This is a genomic window from Streptomyces sp. E11-3 (assembly GCF_046540415.1).
GTDB lineage: Bacteria > Actinomycetota > Actinomycetes > Streptomycetales > Streptomycetaceae > Streptomyces.
In genome coordinates this window covers 183,587-202,189 of record NZ_JAZGRL010000001.1, presented here as the reverse complement: position 1 = coordinate 202,189, position 18,603 = coordinate 183,587, and the positions used below count along the sequence as shown (strand labels likewise).

Annotated in this window: 15 protein-coding genes and 5 pseudogenes; 13 read left to right on the top strand and 7 right to left on the bottom strand. The window is 69.8% G+C overall.

Annotated elements, in window-relative coordinates:
• Positions 1-25 precede the first annotated feature (25 nt).
• Positions 26-952, bottom strand: a complete 927-nt coding sequence (gene bla / locus U9R90_RS00885) for a class A beta-lactamase (RefSeq protein WP_411054411.1) — start codon at positions 950-952, stop codon at positions 26-28.
• Between the two features lie 175 nt (positions 953-1,127).
• On the opposite strand from bla, the gene U9R90_RS00880 reads away from it, so the two are divergent.
• The 5 genes and pseudogenes from U9R90_RS00880 to U9R90_RS00860 all read left to right on the top strand — a co-directional run bounded on the left by U9R90_RS00880 (position 1,128) and on the right by U9R90_RS00860 (position 6,155).
• The gene (locus U9R90_RS00880) at positions 1,128-2,024 is read left to right on the top strand and encodes a LysR family transcriptional regulator (RefSeq protein ID WP_411054410.1); all 897 of its coding nucleotides are present in this window, start codon (positions 1,128-1,130) and stop codon (positions 2,022-2,024) included.
• On the top strand, positions 2,021-2,926 hold the full coding sequence (locus U9R90_RS00875; protein ID WP_411054409.1) for a serine hydrolase: 906 nt from the start codon (positions 2,021-2,023) through the stop codon (positions 2,924-2,926). The genes U9R90_RS00880 and U9R90_RS00875 overlap by 4 nt, the downstream gene beginning before the upstream one ends.
• 65 nt (positions 2,927-2,991) lie before the next feature.
• A pseudogene (locus tag U9R90_RS00870) lies at positions 2,992-3,240 on the top strand (S8 family serine peptidase); the annotation flags it as partial.
• Between the two features lie 206 nt (positions 3,241-3,446).
• Positions 3,447-4,451, top strand: a complete 1,005-nt coding sequence (locus U9R90_RS00865) for a hypothetical protein (protein WP_411054408.1) — start codon at positions 3,447-3,449, stop codon at positions 4,449-4,451.
• A gap of 384 nt (positions 4,452-4,835) precedes the next feature.
• The gene (locus tag U9R90_RS00860) at positions 4,836-6,155 is read left to right on the top strand and encodes an alpha/beta hydrolase (protein ID WP_411054407.1); all 1,320 of its coding nucleotides are present in this window, start codon (positions 4,836-4,838) and stop codon (positions 6,153-6,155) included.
• 222 nt (positions 6,156-6,377) lie between these two features.
• On the opposite strand, the pseudogene U9R90_RS00855 reads toward U9R90_RS00860, so the two are convergent.
• Positions 6,378-6,923, bottom strand: a pseudogene (locus U9R90_RS00855) (sigma factor-like helix-turn-helix DNA-binding protein); the annotation flags it as partial.
• Positions 6,924-7,308: 385 nt separating this feature from the next.
• On the opposite strand from U9R90_RS00855, the gene U9R90_RS00850 reads away from it, so the two are divergent.
• A complete protein-coding gene (locus tag U9R90_RS00850; RefSeq protein WP_411054406.1) occupies positions 7,309-7,818 on the top strand; it encodes a DNA-binding response regulator in 510 nt (169 codons plus the stop codon).
• Positions 7,819-8,421: 603 nt separating this feature from the next.
• Here the strand turns inward: U9R90_RS00850 and U9R90_RS00845 are convergent.
• The gene (locus tag U9R90_RS00845; protein WP_411054405.1) at positions 8,422-9,228 is read right to left on the bottom strand and encodes a nucleotidyltransferase; all 807 of its coding nucleotides are present in this window, start codon (positions 9,226-9,228) and stop codon (positions 8,422-8,424) included.
• 315 nt (positions 9,229-9,543) lie between these two features.
• On the opposite strand from U9R90_RS00845, the gene U9R90_RS00840 reads away from it, so the two are divergent.
• Positions 9,544-9,732: a hypothetical protein gene (locus U9R90_RS00840; protein WP_411054404.1), complete on the top strand. Its 189-nt coding sequence runs from the start codon at positions 9,544-9,546 to the stop codon at positions 9,730-9,732.
• A 201-nt stretch (positions 9,733-9,933) separates the two neighbouring features.
• Positions 9,934-10,407 (top strand): DUF6192 family protein, encoded by a 474-nt coding sequence (locus tag U9R90_RS00835; protein ID WP_411054403.1) that lies wholly within the window; start codon positions 9,934-9,936, stop codon positions 10,405-10,407.
• Between the two features lie 56 nt (positions 10,408-10,463).
• Here the strand turns inward: U9R90_RS00835 and U9R90_RS00830 are convergent, their stop codons facing one another.
• Together U9R90_RS00830 and U9R90_RS00825 are read right to left on the bottom strand one after the other, a co-directional pair.
• Positions 10,464-11,408: a hypothetical protein gene (locus U9R90_RS00830; protein WP_411054402.1), complete on the bottom strand. Its 945-nt coding sequence runs from the start codon at positions 11,406-11,408 to the stop codon at positions 10,464-10,466.
• Between the two features lie 46 nt (positions 11,409-11,454).
• Positions 11,455-11,700: pseudogene (locus tag U9R90_RS00825) on the bottom strand (IS30 family transposase); the annotation flags it as partial.
• On the opposite strand from U9R90_RS00825, the pseudogene U9R90_RS00820 reads away from it, so the two are divergent.
• From U9R90_RS00820 to U9R90_RS00800, 5 genes and pseudogenes are all read left to right on the top strand, one after another.
• A pseudogene (locus tag U9R90_RS00820) lies at positions 11,692-12,101 on the top strand (recombinase family protein); the annotation flags it as partial. The pseudogenes U9R90_RS00825 and U9R90_RS00820 sit on opposite strands and share 9 nt — an antisense overlap.
• 128 nt (positions 12,102-12,229) lie before the next feature.
• Entirely contained in the window at positions 12,230-12,355 is a 126-nt protein-coding gene (locus tag U9R90_RS00815; protein ID WP_411057787.1) for a hypothetical protein, read from the top strand.
• 628 nt (positions 12,356-12,983) lie between these two features.
• The gene (locus U9R90_RS00810) at positions 12,984-14,387 is read left to right on the top strand and encodes a uracil-xanthine permease family protein (protein ID WP_411054401.1); all 1,404 of its coding nucleotides are present in this window, start codon (positions 12,984-12,986) and stop codon (positions 14,385-14,387) included.
• A gap of 19 nt (positions 14,388-14,406) precedes the next feature.
• On the top strand, positions 14,407-15,804 hold the full coding sequence (locus U9R90_RS00805; RefSeq protein WP_411054400.1) for an amidohydrolase family protein: 1,398 nt from the start codon (positions 14,407-14,409) through the stop codon (positions 15,802-15,804).
• On the top strand, positions 15,801-16,511 hold the full coding sequence (locus U9R90_RS00800; protein ID WP_411054399.1) for a sulfite exporter TauE/SafE family protein: 711 nt from the start codon (positions 15,801-15,803) through the stop codon (positions 16,509-16,511). Before U9R90_RS00805 ends, U9R90_RS00800 begins: the two co-directional genes overlap by 4 nt.
• A 57-nt stretch (positions 16,512-16,568) precedes the next feature.
• Here U9R90_RS00800 and U9R90_RS00795 read toward each other — a convergent pair whose 3' ends face one another.
• Positions 16,569-17,609, bottom strand: coding sequence for a LacI family DNA-binding transcriptional regulator (locus U9R90_RS00795; protein ID WP_411054398.1), 1,041 nt, complete (start codon positions 17,607-17,609; stop codon positions 16,569-16,571).
• Between the two features lie 236 nt (positions 17,610-17,845).
• Positions 17,846-18,379: pseudogene (locus tag U9R90_RS00790) on the bottom strand (glycosyltransferase family 2 protein); the annotation flags it as partial.
• Positions 18,380-18,603: the final 224 nt, after the last annotated feature.

The following is an 18,603-nucleotide window of genomic DNA, read 5'->3' as shown; positions in this document are numbered from 1 at the left end:
GACGGCCGCGGTGCCCGTCTTCCGCCTACGACAGCGCGCGGGCGACCACGGACGCCGCCTCTGCGATCAGCTTGTTGTCGTAGTCGGCGTCTTCGCTGCGGCGGTTCGACATGATCGCGAGGGCAATCGGAGCGGCATCGGCAGGCCATACCACCGCGATGTCGTTGCGGACGGCGTAGACGCCTCCTCCTCCGGTCTTGTCGCCGACCACCCATCCCTTGGGCATCCCGGCCCTGATGAGTTCCGCTCCGGTGGTGTTGGTCCGTAGCCACTTCGCAAGCTGCGTCCGTTCGGCCTCGCCGAGCGCGTCGCCCAGCACAAGCGCTCGCAGGTCGCCGGCCAGCGCACGGGGCGTGCTCGTATCCCTGGTCGCGCCCGGGGCCCATTGGTTCAGTTCCGGCTCCCGGCGCTCTACCTGGGTGACGTCGTCGCCCAGGTCCCGAAGCGCGGAGTCCAGGCCCTTGGGTCCGCCCAGAGCGTCAAGCAGCAGATTGGCCGCCGTGTTGTCACTGAAGCGGACGGCCGCGTCGCACAGCTCGCGCAGGGTCATCCCGGTCTTCACGTGTTTCTTGGTCACGGGGGAGTGGGCGATCAGGTCGTTCCCGGAGTACTTGATCACCTGGTCCATGCTGTTCGGGGAGCGCTGGCGGAGTACGGCACCGGCGGCCAGCGCCTTGAACGTGGAGGCATAGGCGAACCGTTCGTTGTCCCGGTAGGCCACCTTGCGTCCGGTCCCGGTGTCGATGGCATAGACCCCCAGCCGTGCGTCGAACTCGCGCTCGAGTTCCTTCAAGGCGTCGGTGGCCCGTTCCGCCTCCGCACTGGCGCCCGCCGTGGCAGCGGACGGAGGTGACGCGACCGGGCCACTGCCCTGGCCGCAGCCCGTGAGCGGGGCGACGGCGAGCACGGCGAGCGCACCGAGAAGGGCACGCCGGGTGCGGGTGTACTGCATGGTCCGAACCTCCGGGACGCCCCGCACGTGGGGCGCGTTTGGGAAAGGGGATGGGATGACGCGGCCCTGTTCCGATCACGGTCACCGGCGCCGGGTTCACCCTCACCTGCGGGCGTCCGTACCGTCCAATGCGCTCATGCCCGGTTCCATGCTGGTCTGGCATAGAATCCGGGCTGTGGATCTGGTCGGAGCATGCCGCGCGTTCGTCAGCGTGAGTGAGCGCGGCAGTTTCACGGTCGGGGCTGCCGCTGCCCGCATGTCCCAGTCGGTGGCCAGCCGCCGCATCGCCGCCCTGGAGGAACGCTTCGGTGCGCAGCTGCTGGAGCGAACCTCGCGGCGCGTCGTCCTCACCCCGTTCGGCCAGGACCTCCTGCCCGCGGCCAGGCAGCTCACGCAGGCGGCGGATGTGCTGCTGCACGAGGCAGAAGCGGCCAAGCGCGGTCCATGGCGTCTCGCGGTGCCTGGCATCTGCTCCATGGCCGGTCGAGCCCGCCTCGTCGCCGAGGCGCGCGGACACGGTGTCACGCTCCAACTCCACGTCGCGGCACCGGCGCAGCGACGGGACCTCCTGTCCTCGCAACAGGTACGGGCCGCAGTACTCGCGGTACCCGTGGACCAGGCGACGTGGTCGGTTCCGCTCGGGCTCGCCGGGACCCAGGAGCCTGGCGTGAAGCGCGTCTACCTTGAATCGCTGCGGAACGGACGAGCCTCCCCGGGGCCACCCCGCCGTGTCTGGATCCAACCTGAGGATGATGTGCCACACATCCGTAACCCGCTGACCCGGCTGCGCGACGCGGTTGGCCTGCAGCCCGCACAGCTCGTCGTCGCGGCCGACCTGCCGACCGCCGCGGCGGAAGTCCTGTGCACACGCGATCTGCTGTTGTGCTCCGCTGCTCAGGCCGAGGAGCTCGCTCTCGACTGGCGGCCCATCGGCGAGGCTGAGCTCAGCCGGGGATTCGCCTTCGCCGCCGCACTGGACGCGGACCCGCAGGCCGTGCGGGCCTGTCTGGGCGATGCCATCGGCCCGTGCCTCGACCCCCGGCCCAGTACCCATGGTGGAGCGACGGCGTGAGCATCGAGGCGCTGCTGCGCGAACTGGGCCGACACCTGCATGACGGTGGTCTGCGCGGCTGTCTGCTCGTACGAGACCTTCATACCGGGGACGAGCTGGGAATCGAGCCGGACACCGAGCTTCCTGCCGCATCCCTGATCAAGATCCCGCTCGCGCTGGCGACGGCGGAGCGCATCCGGCGCGGCGAGATCGACGGAGCGCAGAAGCTCGACGTGCAACCGGGCCGCATCGCCACGCCCGGCCCCACCGGGCTGAGTCGCTTCCGCCACCCCGTGCGGATCGCGGTCGACGACCTGCTCTACCTGAGCACCAGTGTGAGCGACGGAACGGCCGCGGACGCGCTGTTCGCTCTCACCCCGCCCGCCCACGTCGCTGAACTCATCCAGGGGCTCGGCCTCCGCGGCATCGCCGTTCGGCACCCGATGCGTGAACTGACCGACACCCCGGCGGAACGCTTCGATGCCGCAGAGGCGCACTTGCCCCATGCGCTCGCCATCGACGCTGGCACCGTCGGCCGTGGACACCGGGTGCCGCAGCTCGACACCACCCGTGCCAACACCGGGAGTGCACGCGCCTGGGCCGACCTGCTCCAAGCCCTCTGGACACCGTCACCGGTCCACCCCGACGTGGCCGCGCGCGTGCGCGACCTTATGGCCCACAACGTGCTCCGGCACCGGCTCGCCCCGGACTTCAGCTCCGACGCCACGCGCTGGTCGTCCAAGACCGGTTCGCTTCTCAACCTCCGGCACGAGATCGGTGTCGTCGAGCACCGCGACGGTCAGGCCTTCGCTGTCGCCGTCCTCACCGAGTCACGCGTTCCCGCCGGTACACAACCAGGAGCCGACATCCTTATGGCGCAGGCCGCCCGCAGGCTGACTGATCACCTGAGGCAGTGCTCATGACTCGGGCGTCGACCTGCCGTGCGCGGTGTGTTCGCCGCCCAGCCCGGCACCGGCAGCAGCGGGCCGATACCGCAGTCCGCAACGCGATCTCGAAGGGGATCACCTTCGCCGTAGCGGCTGGAAACAGTCAGGGCAGGAACGCCTGCGACTACTCGCCCGCGCGCGTGCCCGCGGCCCTCACCGTCGGTGCCACCAACAGCGGCGACCGGCGGGCCAGCTTCTCCAACATCGGCTCCTGAGTAGACCTGTTCGCGCCGGGGGAGGGCATCACCTCGTCCTGGAACTCCAGCAACACGGCCTCCAAGACCGCGTCCTGAAGCAGGCCTCGACGATCGCCGCGTACTGGCACGACTACGCCCGCCAACAGCCAGCCCCTCCCTCACCCGTCGAACGCGCCGAAGCCGAATGCCAAGCCCGCCTCGCGCAGGAACAAGCCGAAGGTGAACGCCGGCTCGCGTACGAGCGATGGCACTGGGGCGGACGACTGCCGAGCCAGGCCCTACGCAGCGTCGGTGGCAGCGTGCGCGGCCTGCTCGACTTCGACCCAGCCCTCGTCCGCGCCATCGACGTCGCCGGCCCCGAGGCCCAGCGTGCAATAGCCCTGCTGGCCGCGCGCCGCGCCTGCGCGGCGGCCGGTCTCATGAAGCTCGACTGGATCGCCGCAGGACTCACCACCCTGGCCGAGGGCCGCCCGCTGCCGCCGCCCCTCGACGACCCGGCCCACATCTGGCGGGCCCTGGCATCCGACCCGCATGTCCCCAACAGGACCGTCGGCCGGGCCATCCCGCGCAAGCGGCCCCCCTTCCAGCCGCCCGCCCGTGACGACGCGCACGCGCCGATACCCCAGCCCGAGTCGGTCCCGCAGATCGTGGGTCCCGCGGCCGCCACGGTGAAGCCGCCGAGCCCGCCCACACCGCCAACGCCGCAGCCCGAGGAAGCGACGTCGTTCACGGTGGAGGTCAGGCTCGGCGAGCCGGATCCGTCCCTGCGGATGTCCCAGCCCCACATGGCCCTCCCCGCGCTGCTCGGCGCCGCCGAAGCCGACCCCCTCCAGGCGGCCCTGGACGCGGTGTACGCGGCCGTGGCGACCTACGGCGAGGACTACTGGACACTCCTGCAGGAAGTCTGGTCCGCGTGCCAGTCGCAGCAGGACGCGGGTGCGGCACGCTGTACTTCGATAGCGAAGGGTGCCGTGTTCTGGGAGGCCGAGCATGAAGGCTGCACGGTGAGCGCCGCGCCGGCGGTGGCGGTCGCCGTGATCACCTTGGTGACGGTGACTGTGGTGTCGCTGCTGCTGGTTGATCGTCAGCAGCGGCGCAAGGGGGAGCGCGTCCAGCGCCAGGACCTCAATGCGGGATACCTCAATCCGCTGCGGCTGCACCTGGTGGAGAACCACATCTGGTCGTCCGGCACCCCGGCGCGTACCGAGTCGGCAAGCGGAATGGCCGAAGCGATACACTTCACGGCGCCGAATCTCCAGCGGAATCTGGCCCCCGGTACTGGTGGGCCGTTGGCGCTGAGATAAATCGTGGTCCGGCTGTGGCTGCCGGGAGTTGACACGATTCTCGTACTCTCGACGGGCTTTGCGCTTCCGCAACTACTCACACCCGTGTGGGCTGAGCTTTTTTGGGGGGACAACCCCACCCGGTTTCGGGGTTTTCCCGGAGTGTGCTGAAGTGTCCGCCGCCCCTAGCGTGCGGGCATGTCAACTTCCCGACGCATCAAGGCATTGGGGGGGGGGGGGGGGGGCCCCCCCCCCCCCCCCCCCCCCCCCCCCCCCCCCCCCGACCCGGACCCGTTCGTCCGCTTCCGCAGCCAGCACGTCGACTGGCACGCCTGCGCCCTCGGCGCCGACGACGAGGTCGGCCAGGCGCTGGACGCCGCCGGCGCCGACTGCGCCGACATCACCGTGCCGCTCGACTACGCCGACCCCGGCGGTCGCACGATCACCGTCGCCATATCCCGCCTGAAGGCCACCGACACCGCCCACCGCGTCGGCCCGCTGCTGCTCAACGACGGGGGACCAGCCGGCCCCAGCCTCCACATGCCACTCACCAAGTCGGAGGTGATGGGAGCGGTCGCCGACCGCTACGACCTGATCGGCATGGACCCGCGCTTCGTCGGCCGGAGCACCCCGCTGGACTGCGGCTGGGACCTCGGCTCCGCCCTCCTCCGCTCCGCGGGCGCCGACCTGGCCGCGTACCGCGAGGAGGTCGCCCTCGCGCGCGAGCTGGCCGGCCGGTGCGAGCGCGCCCACGGCGACGTGCTGCCGTACGTCACCACCCGCAACACCGCCCGCGACATGGACGTCATCCGCGCCGCCCTCGGCGAGGACGCCCTCTCCTACCTCGGCTACTCCTACGGCAGCTACCTCGGTGAGGTCTACACCCAGCTCTTCCCCGGCCGCACCGACCGCATGGTGCTCGACGGCGTCAACTCCCCGGAGTACTACAACCAAACCCTGTTGCGCGGCGCCGAGGCGGCCAACGAGGCGGCCCTGCGCGCATGGGCGTCGTGGGCCGCCGCACGGCACGGCACCTACGGGCTGGGCGCCACGCGCGGCGAGGTCCTGGCGAGGGTGGAGCACATCCTCGACGCCGCCACCAGGGAGCCGCTGCGGATCGGGGAGGCGTACCTGCTGGACGAGCACGTGCTCCCCTCCGTCTTCATTGGCGGCCTCGGCAGCGACCTCGACGAGCGGCGCGCCGACCTGGCCAAGACCGTACGTCTCCTGGCGCGCGCCGCGGACCGGAAGCCGGTCGAGCCGTCCGAAGCACTCGCCGGGCAGCTGGAGTTCCTGCTGACCGGGGCAGGCTCGGCCTCCTCCAGCCAGATGACCGCGATCATCTGCGGCGACGTGGCTGAGCGGCGCGGCGTCCGCAGCTACTGGCGCGCGGTCGAGGAGTCCCGCGAGCGGTTCCCCCTCACCGGGCCGCTGGCCAACAACATCACCCCCTGCGAGTTCTGGGACCGGCCCGCCGAGGAGCCGATCGTCCTCGACAACGACGTCCCGGCCTTGCTCGTCGCCGCCACCGGCGACCCTCGCACCCTCTACGCCGGCGCCGAAGCCATGCGCGAGCAGTGGCAGAGCTCCCGGCTGCTCACCGTGGAGGGCGCCCGCCAGCACGGCCTGTACGGCGAGTACGGCAACGCCTGCGTCGACGAACGCGTCAACGCTTACCTGCGCACGGGACGACTCCCCGGACATGACCTGACCTGCGAGGCGTAGCCCCGGAAGTTCTTGACCGCCAGGGCTCGGATTCAGCCCTCCGTGACGATTCGTCGTTGGCCACTGTGTCGACCGATAGTTGGCCATCGGGGATCCGAACTGCATGGCCGAGTCCGGTGCGTGAGACCGACGTGCTTCGGCCCGCGTGCTGCTGTGCAGCGCGGGGGCCGAAGGGGTGCCGTCCTCGCTCCGACTCAGGTCACTGGATTCCGGTGGCTCTGGTCACCATGCGTTGATGACCGGCGCGGCGGGTTCGTGTTGCCGCCAGGTCTCGTTGAGGCGCACGAGCCGGTCCGCGGCGCCGATGCCGCGCAGGGACGCGACCTTGCCGTCGCTGACTTCGAACGCCACGGCGCCCACGACCCGGTCGTCGACCACGGCGACGACGGCCGGGGAGCCGTTGACCAGCGCGATATGCATCGCGGGTGAGCCGCCGGCCAGCCGTCGCTTCGCCGGAGTGGGCTTGAAGCCGGCCCGCACGTAGGAGGCGACCCGCTCGCGTGTCTTGTACCGCAGCAGCCGCCTGGCCAGTCCGGCGCCGTCCGAGACCGCCGTCACGTCGTCGGTGAGTAGCGCCACCAGCCGTTCGGTGCGCCCCGAGGTGGCGGCAGCGAGGAACTCCTCGACGATCCGGCGCGCGGACGCGGGGTCCACCTCGTCGCCGCCGCGGCGCTCGGCGGCGACCCGGCGGCGGGCACGGTGGACATGCTGCTGGCTCGCGGACTCGGTGATCTCGAGGATCCCGGCGATCTCGGCGTGGGGGTACGCAGCCGTGTCGATGTGGTTCACGCCCAGCTCCACCGCCCTGCGGAGCACCGCGATGCCCGTCTCGGGATCTCGCGGCGGACCGGCGAAGGTGCCCATCGCCAGGCGCATCGCACCGAAGCCGAGCCGGTTGATCGTCAGTTCTCCGCCGAGGGAGAAATCGTCATAACGCTCATGGTGTCCGCCGCCACGACGCCCAGCGAGCTCGTGACAGCTTGCTGTCAGACTGGCGGGATGCGGAACGAAGAGGTTTTTTCAGTGCGAGGAGATGCAGAGCTGACCGCGCGCAGGTCATCTCTTCGAGTCCGCGCGGACCGAGTTCCCGTGCGCCGCCCGGGATCTCAAAACCTGGTCGCAACCGGAGGCCAGGGCTGCGGTCCGGAATCGGATGCGCGCTGCGGATCCCGCTGACTTCACCCCTCGGAAGCTGCTCAGCCCGGTCGCACTTGCCGACGAGGAGGCCCGCGCACACCTGCGGCTGGTGCGGAGTAGGGGCGCTTTCGTTCGGATCAGCCGTTCGCCGCTGCCGCACGAAACCATCCTCATCGACCGGCGGGTGATGATCCTTGCCGGCCAGGAGACCCCCACCGGCCGCGAGTACACCGTGACGACGTCGCAGATCCTGGTCGACGGTGTTCACTCGCTGTTCCGGGCGATCTGGGACGCCGCCGTCGATCTCGAAATCTATCTGCGCAGCGACGTCCCGCAGCTCGATGCCGAGGGCCGGATGATCCTCAAAGCCCTGGGTCCGGGCCTGACCGACGAATCGGCGGCAAAACGGCTCGGCGTCTCACTGCGCACCTACCGGCGACGTGTGGTCGAGCTGATGGCCGAACTCGAGGCCGACTCCCGCTTCCAGGCGGGGCTGCGTGCGGGCGAGTTGGGGCTACCCCACTAAAACCATAGTGATCGCGGCCCTTTAGCAGTCCGCACGCCTGAGCACCCCAGACCACACGCGGGATGAAGCCAGTGGCCGTCCCTCCGACGACGAATGGGACCGCTCGGTGGAGCGGCTGCAGGAGCTGCTGGCCTCGGCGGAGTGGGCGGGCTTCGATCGGCCGGAGTTCTGGGACAGCGACCGGGACCCGCAGATGGGGGCGCTGCTGGTCTGGGAGACCTGGCGTGGTGACGGGTGTGTGGTGGTCGAGTACCGGCCAGGCGAGGGGGTGCTGGAGCTGCAGCCTTTCGATGATGTGACGGGGGACTGGCCTGAGTCCCACATCCCTGCTGGACACCAGCCTGGAGATAGCCGTCGCGGCATCCGGCCAGGACGCGTTGACTGGCGTCGCCCGGGTGGCGGGGGAGGCCGGACTGCTGGACGCCACCCACGTCAGCGTTGCCGACTCCGCTCCCCAGGACGCGAAGCAGGACTTCGCCATGCGGCGGATCCACCGGCCCTTCCAACCGGCCGCGGACTACCGGCAACTCCCATTGGGCGAGCTGCTGCGGGAGATCATCGAGAACGCTGCTGAGAAGGTCGAGTCATGGCGTGGGCCGCCCGTCAGGGACGTGGGGCTTTCTCGCCGTGCACGGCTGTGTATTCGGCTGCGAGCCAAGGGCCGAGGTCGTTGATGAGCATCCCGAGCACCGCCAGGTCGGGTGAGGGTGCACGGCCAATGGACGCGGCGACGCGCATCTGCTCGACGTGCTCGGGGTAGTAGCGGCCGAAGAGCTCGGCGGACTGGTCGAGGTCACTGGTCCAGCCGTCCCATCGGGGCATGATCAGCGTGAATCCTGTGCGGACGATGCGACGGCCGACGAGACGGCTGAGGGTCCGGCGATCCGCGTCCGTTGCGGCTTCGGCTGCTTTGGCACGCCAGTACGGAAGTACGCGGGCGAGGTCACCGTTGGTCTCCCGCGCGAGTAGGGCTGTGGGGCGGTAGCGGGGCAGTTGTTCTGCGAGGTCAGGGCCCAGCAAGGGGGTGCAGAGGCAGGCGATGAAGAATCCGGCATCGTGACGTTCGACGTCGCTGAGCAGAACCCGCCTGCTGGTCAGCAGGATCCCGACGCCATCGATCTGCGGGAATGCACGGTCGAGTACGGCCTCGATCGCTTTGGCGTCAGCGCGGTCGTATTCGGTGGGCTCGTCGTGGAGGGCGAGCTGGAGGTCGAGGTCGGACACGCCGGACATGGCGGTGCCACGGGGGATGCTGCCGTAGAGGTAGGCGCTGTGCAGGCGCGTTCCGCCGAACGTCTCGGTGATATGAGCGCGTGCGGCATCGACGACGGGGACGAACGCTGCCGGCACTCGATCCAGTGCGCCTTCGCGTGCGATCGTTCCGTCGCGGTCCAGCCCTCGTTCATTCATGGGGCCACTGTGCCTTGCGCCGCCGTGTGCTGCCGAGCGGATTTCCGAGGCGGTGTGGCGTCCGCGAATCGCACCGTCCGCGCATCCGCCAGCGGGCGGAGCAGCACCGGCCCGCCAGGATCGATGGACACGACCTCGCTGTCCTTGTTCGCTCCCCAACCCGCGGGGCGCTCTCGGACACTCCAGCGTAGGGCTTCAGGGCCACTCAGAACTGGGATCGGGAACAGCAGCTTCGCAGCCTGCGGCGGCTTCGTGTTCGGTGGCGCGGGCGCGGTCGGCCGGGTTCCCAGCCCGCGAGCACGGCCAGGAGACCCAGTGAGCCTGGCCGCCGCGCCGGTCCGGCGCACCGATGCAATGACCTCTCGCGCCGCTTTGGTGATGGCCTCGGTCGCCGAGGACTTCCTGACGAGCATCTGCTGGGATCCCGTCACCAGGATGGTCGTCTCTCCCCAGAACCACCCCCAGCTCGGCTGGCGGCCCTTGCCGGATTCAGGGATGCGGTGAGGCCACCACGGCCAGCACCAGGCCGTGCTCAGAAGCTGTGAACGAACCGCCTTTCTGAACTCTTATGAGGTTGGTGGGCGGTTTCGTTCGTTCGCGGGTCAGGAGGAGACGAAGACGAGCGCGTACGACCAAGGGTTCGGTACGAGAGCGGGGGCTTTCGGTCTCCTCCGGTGACCATGGGGGAGGACTGCGGACTCTCGGTTGCAGGCGGGCCGGATTCGCTCGTGGCACCTGCTGGTCACTGACGAGGGCCACCTGCGGGTGGAGGAATCGCTGCGGCTGTCCGCCGACCGGGTGGGACTGTCCTTCCATACCGTGCGTAAGCAGCGGTGGGTGGCCGCCCAGTGGCCCGAGGAGTACTGCCAGGAGGGCGTCTCTTACGAGGTACAACGGATTCTGGGCTCGTCGCCGGCCCGGTTTGCCCTGATCAAGGATCCGCCGTTGAACAAGCGCACGGGGCTGCGGCAGTGGACGGGCGACCTTGCGAAGAAGGCGGTGGGCTGGAAGACGGACACCCCGGCGACCGCACAGGAGAAGGTGGTGGCGATTCACGAGCTCGTCCGCCGGCACCTTCCGCCTGGACATGGACAAGCGCCTCGACCTGGGGCGGTCGCCAACGTGCCCCACCCCCGGAGCCCGGCGGATGCCGCCGACCGATCGCGTACGGAGATGTAAGGAAAGGTGTCCTGAGCAGACGCGTTATGGGTCGCCCGGGTCAGACTCGGGGGTGACTATGAGCCGGTCCAGCGGATCGGGTGACCGGATTGATCGGCGGTGAGCCAGGATCCGTCTCCGAGGGGCTGGATGTCGTAGGGGTTCTCCGCGTGCGCATCGAACGCAGCTTGGACCTGGCCGGAGCGCACATCGACGCGGTAATGGCGGAACCACTCCTGCTCGTCCTCGGTTTCGCCGGCGAGGGTGACGATGACGGTGTCCTGGTCCAGGTAGCCGCCGCTCCATTCCACGTAGACCTCGTCCGGGTCGTGTCCGAAGGCGTCGACGGAGAGGGTGAACGTCATGTCGCCGTCCGGGTAGGTGTGGATGGCCATGCCGGTTTGGTCGTGGTCGACGGTCATGAACTGGCGTCCGTCGGGCGACAGGTCGATGAGGCACCGGTCGCTCCAGGGATAGCGGATGAGATCCATCCGGTCCTCGGCCACCGAAGCGCGGTAGATGACCGAGCCGTCCTGCCCTTCTCCCACATCGAGGAACACCTGATCGCCCGCTTGGTGCAACAGCTGCTGACCACCATGCCCGACGGTCTCCAGATCCGCCTGCGCCATGACCGCTCCGGTCCCGGCGTCCAGGGCAACCCACTGGTCGGGGCGGTTACGGCCGGCCATGGCGTCAGGCCGGTAGACCCAGACCACAAGTCCGTCCAACGACAGTACGCAGCTGGGCCGGTGCCCGAATTGTTGGTCTGACTGCGGCTCGAACGCCGATCGCCAGACTTCGGTCCCGTCTGCTGTCACGCAGACAACTGCGTTCAGGGTCGTGTAGTAGGCGCGCTGGAGATCTGCGGGAACGGTGTGGTTGACGACGTCATCCTCGGCAGACGGCCGACAGATCATGGCGGGTGACAGCACACCCCCTACATCGGCAGCCAGGTCATAGGCGCAGATGCTTCCGTCAACGAGCCGCGTGATGACCTGGAGGGGGCGAGCGGATTGAGCCATGTCAGGAGGTTAGCCTCCAGAGGATCTTCAAGAAACCATGGCGAGCTCAAGCGGTCAGCGCATCACCGCTGTTCAGGAGGTCAGCGTAGACCTCTGCCGGAGTACGGTACCCACGGGTCTTGCGCGGACGATGGTTAAGCTCGTGGGCGATGGTGTCCAGGTCGGCCTGGCTGAACGTACGGAGGTCCGCGCCCTTGGGGAGGTACTGCCGAAGCAGCCGATTGGTGTTCTCGTTGGTGCCGCGCTGCCACGAGCTTCGCGGCTTGCAGAGGTAGATCGGCATCCCCGTCTCGGTGGTGATGGCCGCAGCCTCCAGGACCTCGTCAACATGGTTGCCGAGCTGCGTGAGCGCGGCATCGGCTTCCAGACCCTGCATGAATCACTCGACACCACCACTCCGGCGGGCGCCTGATCTTCCACGTCTTCGCCGCACTCGCCGAGTTCATCCGCGAACTCATCGTCGCCGGCACCAAGGAGGGCCTTGCCGCCGCCCGCGCCCGCGGCAAGGTCGGCGGACGCCCCACGGCCGTCAACGGGGACCTCATCCGTGCGGCCCGCGACATGCTGCCCAACCCGGAGAACAGCGTCACCACTATCGCCAAGATCCTGGGCGTCTCCGTCGGCACGCTGTACAACCACATGCCAGACCTCAAGGAGCTGCGGAACTCCCGCGTCCCACGGCAGTTGGACGCATGCGGAAGATCACGCGCTCTTCCCCGGCCGCCGGCCGGACAGCCCATGGCCCGGAAGCTCTGGCACCCCGGCTCCGCCACCTGGGCATCCCTACCCGGCCAGGACGCGCAGCGGCAATCCGCCAGCTCGTGCTCCAGGCCCCTGCCCCGGTGATCGCCCGGATGCTCGGCTACAGCAACGACCACACCACCCGTCTCGCCGAAGAGGCCGGAGGAACCTGGCGTCAGTATGCCCCCGGTGACCACTCACGGTGATCACGAGCCGTCAGAAGCTTCAGAAGCTGAGGAATACGCGACTCCCGATTACGCGAGGTCGCCAGGGCGATACCCCAACGTCACGTGAGACGGCGGCCGTCCGCGGTGGTCCGGCAGCTACTGGCGGGTTACTCGCCACCTGGTTCGCCGCTCGTTAACGGCCCCCTCTTCAGCGCCCGGCCCCGCCGGGTGAAGCCTTCCTCTTGATGCCAAGTCATCGGAGCAGCACCTTGATCACAGTCGAGAGCTGGTACTTGTCACCGTCCTCGATGGGCCCGCTGCCGCCGTTCCACGCCGGGTACGTGAATGGCTCGGTCGCTCCAGGTGGCAGAACGCGGCAGATCCTAGGCGTCGCCTGGGCGTACGCCTCGTCCTCGACGAGGATGAATGGCCCTTCCTCGCCGTCCCGCCCAAGTTGGGGTCGTTGCTGTAGCTGGTCTGGGTGGTCTTATGGGGCGGTCCGTCCACCGGGACACGGGGGCGGGCCGCAGGTGGTCGGCGTGAACCCTTGACGCGCCTCCGGGGCCCTCACATACTGGCGGCCAAATCGATTTGGCCGAATCGATGTGGTCCCCCGTCCAGGGCCGGATCTCGGCTGAAACCGGAGCGAGCCGAACGGAGCTCGAACGTGTCCAGTCCCCGTCCCGTCCCCCCGAACACCACCCACCCCGTCGACGAATCCCGCCCGCTCAGCAGGATTCTGCTCTTCGGCGTCCAGCACGTCCTCGTCATGGCAGCGACCCCCATCTCGGCGATCTTCCTGATGAGCGCCACACTCCGGCTCGACCCCGGCCTCACCGTCAATCTGCTCTCGGCGGCGTTTGTGCTCTCCGGGGCCGGATCGCTGATCCAGTCGCTGGGGCCATGGAAGTTCGGCCCCAAGCTGCCGTTCGTCATGCTGCCGGGCGGCGCCCCGCTCATCCTCTTTCTGGCGATCGCCGAGCAGCACGGCCTCCGGACCGCGACCGGCGCGGTGATCATCACGGCCGCCTTCTACTTCGTCGTGCTGCCCGTCTTCTCGCGGCTGCTGAAGTTCTTCCCCGCCCTCGTCATCGGCACGATGATCGTCATCGTCGGCGTGAACCTCGTGAAGGTGGGCGCCGTACTGGTCACCGGACGGCCTGGGGAGCCCGGGTTCGCCGACACCACCAATCTGATGCTGGGCATGGCGACGATCGGCTTCACCGTCGTCTTCTATCTGCTCTTCACCGGCGTACTGCGCCAACTCGCCGTCATGCTCGGCCTGATCGCCGGCACGGTTCTGGCCTTCGTACTCGGCGGCGTCGACTTCGGCCGGGCCGCCGAGGGCGGACTCGTCAATGTCCCGCTGCTGATGCCGTTCGGCTCACCCCAGTTCAACCTGATCGCCGCGCTGCCGCTGATGCTGTACAGCCTCGCCTCCATGGCGGAGGCCACCGGACAGACCGTCATCAACGCCGAAGCCGTCGGCAAGGACATCGACAAGCGCGCCGATGTGCCCAAGACCATTCGCGGGGATGCCGCCACCTCCCTCTTCGGCGGCTTCTTCGGGCTGCCGCTGATGGTGACCAGCGGCGAGAACATCGGGATCGTCCGCGTCACCGGCGTACGCAGCCGCTACGTCACCGCCGCCGCCGGAGTGGTGCTCATCGTCATCGGGTTCCTCGCGCCGGTCACGCGCGCCATCAGCGTGGTGCCGTCGGCCGTCGTCGGCGGAACCGCCATGGTCGTCTTCGCCGTGATCACCGTGCTCGGCGTACAGATGCTGGGACGCTCCGACCTCGACCGGCACACCAGCACCTTCATCTGTGCCGTCGCGCTGGCCCTGGGGCTGCTGCCCATTCTGATCCCCGGCGTGTACGGCGGCTTCCCGCCCAACGTCCGCATCCTCCTCGAAAGCGGCGTCGCCGTCGGGGCGTTCGTCGCCGCCGTCCTCAATGTGCTCTTCCACCATGTGCGGCCGCGACTGACCCGTACCCCCGCCTCGCCCACCGTCCCCGAGGGCGATCGAGAGCCGGGTCCTGAGGCTTCCGAGACCGTCCCGCATGCCTGATCCGTACGGAAAGAGACCGATGAACCATCTGATGGCCGACCAGCTCGGCGGGACCGGCACGCTGCTCCTGGTACCCGATGCGGTCCTCACACCAGACGGATTGATGGACCATCACGCGGTGGTCGTGGCCGACGGGTCCTTCCGCGCGGTCGGGCCCGCCGAGTACCTGGAGCGTACGCATCCGCATCTGACGCCGCTCCCGCTGCCCGGACACGTACTGCTGCCTGGATTCGTCGACGCCCATCACCATCTGACGCAGAGCTTCGGGTCGGCACTGGCCTTCGGCGAGCCCTCGGAGATCTTCCGGCGGGTATGGGTGCCGCTGGAGAGCGCGCTGGACGAGGAGTCGGCGTACGCGGCGGCGAAACTGGCCGCCCTTGAGTCGCTGCGCGGAGGGTTCACCACCGTCACCGACGCGGGCACGCGGGCGGCGGTGGACGTGGATGTCCTGGCCGCGGCGGCGCGGGATGCCGGAATCCGTTGCGTACTCGGCCTCGTCTGCACCGACACCGACACCGACACCGACGGCGACGGCGATCGGGCCCGCACGCTCGTCAACGCCGAGAAACACCTGGGTCGTTACGACTCCGAGGGACTGATCCACCCCTCCCTCGCCATCCCCGTCCCGGAGGCCGCGACAGCCACCACCCTGCACCGCACTGCCCGGCTGGCCGCGGAAGCGGGAGCGGTCGTACAGATCCATGTCAACGAACACCTCGCCGCCGTGGAGCGCTCCCTCCTCACACACGGGCTGCGGCCCCTGGAGTATCTGCACGAAGTGGGCGCCCTGGGACCGCAGTTGCTGGCCGCGCACGCCACCCTGCTCACGCCCAGGGAACTGACCCTGCTCGCCGACACCGGCACGGCCGTGAGCTACAACCCTGTGGCCAGCGCGTGGAAGGGCAACGCCGTGGCCCCGGCGACCACCATGGCCGAGCGCGGAATCCGGTTCGGTCTTGGCACGGACGGGACCCGGGGCGATGCGTTCCGGCTGGCCGAGGCCGCCGAGTTCGCCCAGCGTCTCGCGTACGGCGTGGCCACCGGCGACTCCTCCTGTGGCGCGGGCTGGACCTGGCTGGAGCACGCCGGGCGGGGCGGCGCGGACGCGGTCGGGCTCGGAGCCCGTACCGGCCGGATCGCCGAAGGAATGGCCGCCGACTTCCTGCTCGTCGATGTCTCCACCCCGGAGCTGCGGCTGTCCTGGGATCTGCCGTGGGAACTCGTACGGCGCGGCAACCGCGACCAGATCACCGCCGTGTTCGTGGCCGGGCGGCTGCGGCTGTGGCGGGGCTGGCCGACCGACTGGGACGGCCCGGCACTGGTGCGGCGCGCTGCCGAACTGGCCCGCGGCGTCGTGCACCGGGCCTCCATCACCCGGGTCCACCCCACGTCCATGGATACGCGGGCGGCCGGGTGAGCGTCGAGACGGTGGCGATCCTCGCCGTGACGGTCGGTGTCGCGGCGTTCGTCCAGGGGACCAGCGGCCTCGGCTTCGCGCTGATCGTCGCCCCGGTCGCCGGACTCCTCGATCCCGGACTGGTCCCGGTGTTCGTCCTGGCCTCGATGATCCCGCTGAACCTCTACGTCGCATGGCGCGAGCGGGCCGCACTGGACCTGCGCGGCGCGGGCTGGATCACCGCGGCGCGCCTGGCCGCGACACCGGGCGGGCTTGCGCTGCTCTGGGTGATCCCGGACCGCAGGCTGGGTCTGTTCGTCGGGGCGGCGACCGTTCTGGCGGCGGTGGTGAGCCTGGCCGCACCCGCCTTCACACCCGGCCGCAGGGCGTATGTGGGTGCCGGGGTGGTGACCGGGCTGACGGAGACGGCGACCGGTGTGGGCGGCCCGCCGCTCGCGCTGGTCTACCAGCACCGCCCACCGGCGGAGCTGCGCTCCACGGTCGCCGTCTGCTTCCTCGTCGGCGAAGTCGCCTCGCTCGCCCTGCTGTTCGCCACCGGCCAGGGCAACCCGGCCGAGCTGGGGTGGGCGGTGTTGCTGCTGCCGGCTCTCGCGGTGGGGGCGTGGCTGAGCCGACTGGTGCACCATCGGCTGGACGCCCCCAAGATGCGCCGGTTCGTGCTGGGCTTCGCGCTCGTCTCGGGGGCGGTGCTGATGCTGGGGACGTGAGGGAGATGCTGGGGATGTGAGGGAGGAGACGACGCCCCTGCGGGTCACACGCGGTGTTTACGCCGGCGGCATGACCCGCAGGGACGACGCCCGGGCGATCACCTCGGGTTCGGGTGCCGTGCTCACCGTCATCGTGACGTCTCCGCGCAGGCGGCTGAGCAGCAGCTCCACCGCGTCGGACGCCGCCCGGTCCAGATGCAGGTTCACGGCGGTGAGCGGAGGCTCGCAGGTGCTGGCCCGCAGGCCGTCGTAGCGGGTGGTGACCATGACGTCCTCCGGGATGCCGCGGCCGCTGTCCTGGATCGCCCGGACCGCGCCCACCGCGAACGCGTCCACCAGCGCGCAGACCGCGTCGGTCTCGGGGTGGTCGGCCAGAAGGGCGGCGCAGGCGTCGTACCCGGCCTGCTCGCCGCCCTCCTCCGGAGCCGTGGCCACCAGAGGAGCCCAGCCGTGCTCCGCGGCGACGCGTTCGAAGGCGGCGCGGGCGTCCACCGCGGAGTGGCGCGAGCCCGCGCCGATGATCAGCGCCGGGTGGCGTGCACCCTGCTCACGCAGGTGCGTCAGCAGCAGCTCGGCGACCGGGCCGCCGTGCAGGTCGACGTACGGCGCGTCGTCGTCGGGGGAGACCGGCCGCCCGAGCGCAACATACGGCAGGCCGCGTTCGCGCAGTTGCGCCGCGGCCGCGTCGTTCACATCCGGCTCGACGACGATCGCGCCGTCGATGTCCACGGAGTACAGCGCCGAGTCCGACTGCACCGGCGGTACGAGAACGAGCGCATAGCCATGGACCAGGGCCCGCTCGGCGGCCGCGGCGGCGACCTCCATGTAGAAGCCGAGCCGGGACGGACCGCCGGCCACCGCGAACGGCATAGACGAGGCGAGCGCGATGGCCTTCGCCTGGCCCCGGCGCAGTCGCTGTGCGCGCAGATTCGGCCGGTATCCCAGCTCGGCGGCGACCTTCTTGATGCGCTCGCGGGTCCGGGGATCGACCTTGCCGAGCCCGTTCAGGGCGTGGGAGACGGTCGTACGCGACACTCCGGCGGCCGTGGCGACGTCGGCGATCGTCGGCGGGCGGGATCCCGGACCGGAAGTGGGCATCTGCGCGACGGCTCCTCGCTTGCTGCGGACGGGTGACAGCAACATCTTCGCCGACCGGGCCCGTACGAGACAGACGGACAGGACGATCAACATCGGTATCAGTACCAATACCGGTACCAGTACCACTGTCCGGCCGTGGCCGAGCTCGTCCCTGAGCAGTTCCCGAAGGCCCACTGCGCCGACAAGCCTGTGCCGCCCGGCGACCCGCGGGGCGGAGACGGGCGGTGCCTGGGCCATAGGACCGGCGGGCGGCCCAACCGGGTCATCCGCCACACCGTGGACCAGCGCATCGGACGACGCGGCGGGCACACGGTGCGGACGCCCTCGGCGAAGCCCCCGGCCCAGGCGCCCGCAGGCCGCCCAGCGAGCGGGTGCGGGGCGAGCGTGGCCGCAGTCCACACCCCGAGGTAGGCGGGCACGAGGAGCGCGGGCAAATGGCGTTTGGCCAGCCAGACCCGGTTGCGGGCGGTCATCCGGGTCACCAGCCCTCCGCGCATCGGGAAGCCCACGATGCCCAGCCGCGGATCGCTGGCGAACAGCTGCCGCACTGTGCGGAAGTTATCGGGGTCCATCAGGAGCCCGTCGTCGTCGAGCTCGATGACCGTCACCTCCGGGCAAGCCCGCAAAGGGCGGCAGCGGCGAGCCGTTGCCCACGATCACTTGCGTTCCGGTGGCACGTCCTGCTTGGCCACCGTCTCCAGCAAGGCCTTGACCGCCTTGGGCCGGGTGCCCATGGTCACAACGGCAACACCCAGACGCGGCAATGACACGGCACGTACTCCAGTGCTCGGCGACGGTGGCCGCGATCGTAGCCGTTCACGGGCCCGCCGCCTTCCAGCCAGACCCCGTTGGAAGGGGCTACCGACGCCCCGCTGACGCCGGGCAACCTCATCATCGCCCCCGCCCTGGTGCAGACGCCCTACAGGACCCTGGGAACGGTCCTTGATCATCACCAGTAACAGGGCGCCCAGCGATTGGTATCCGCCTTCCCCAC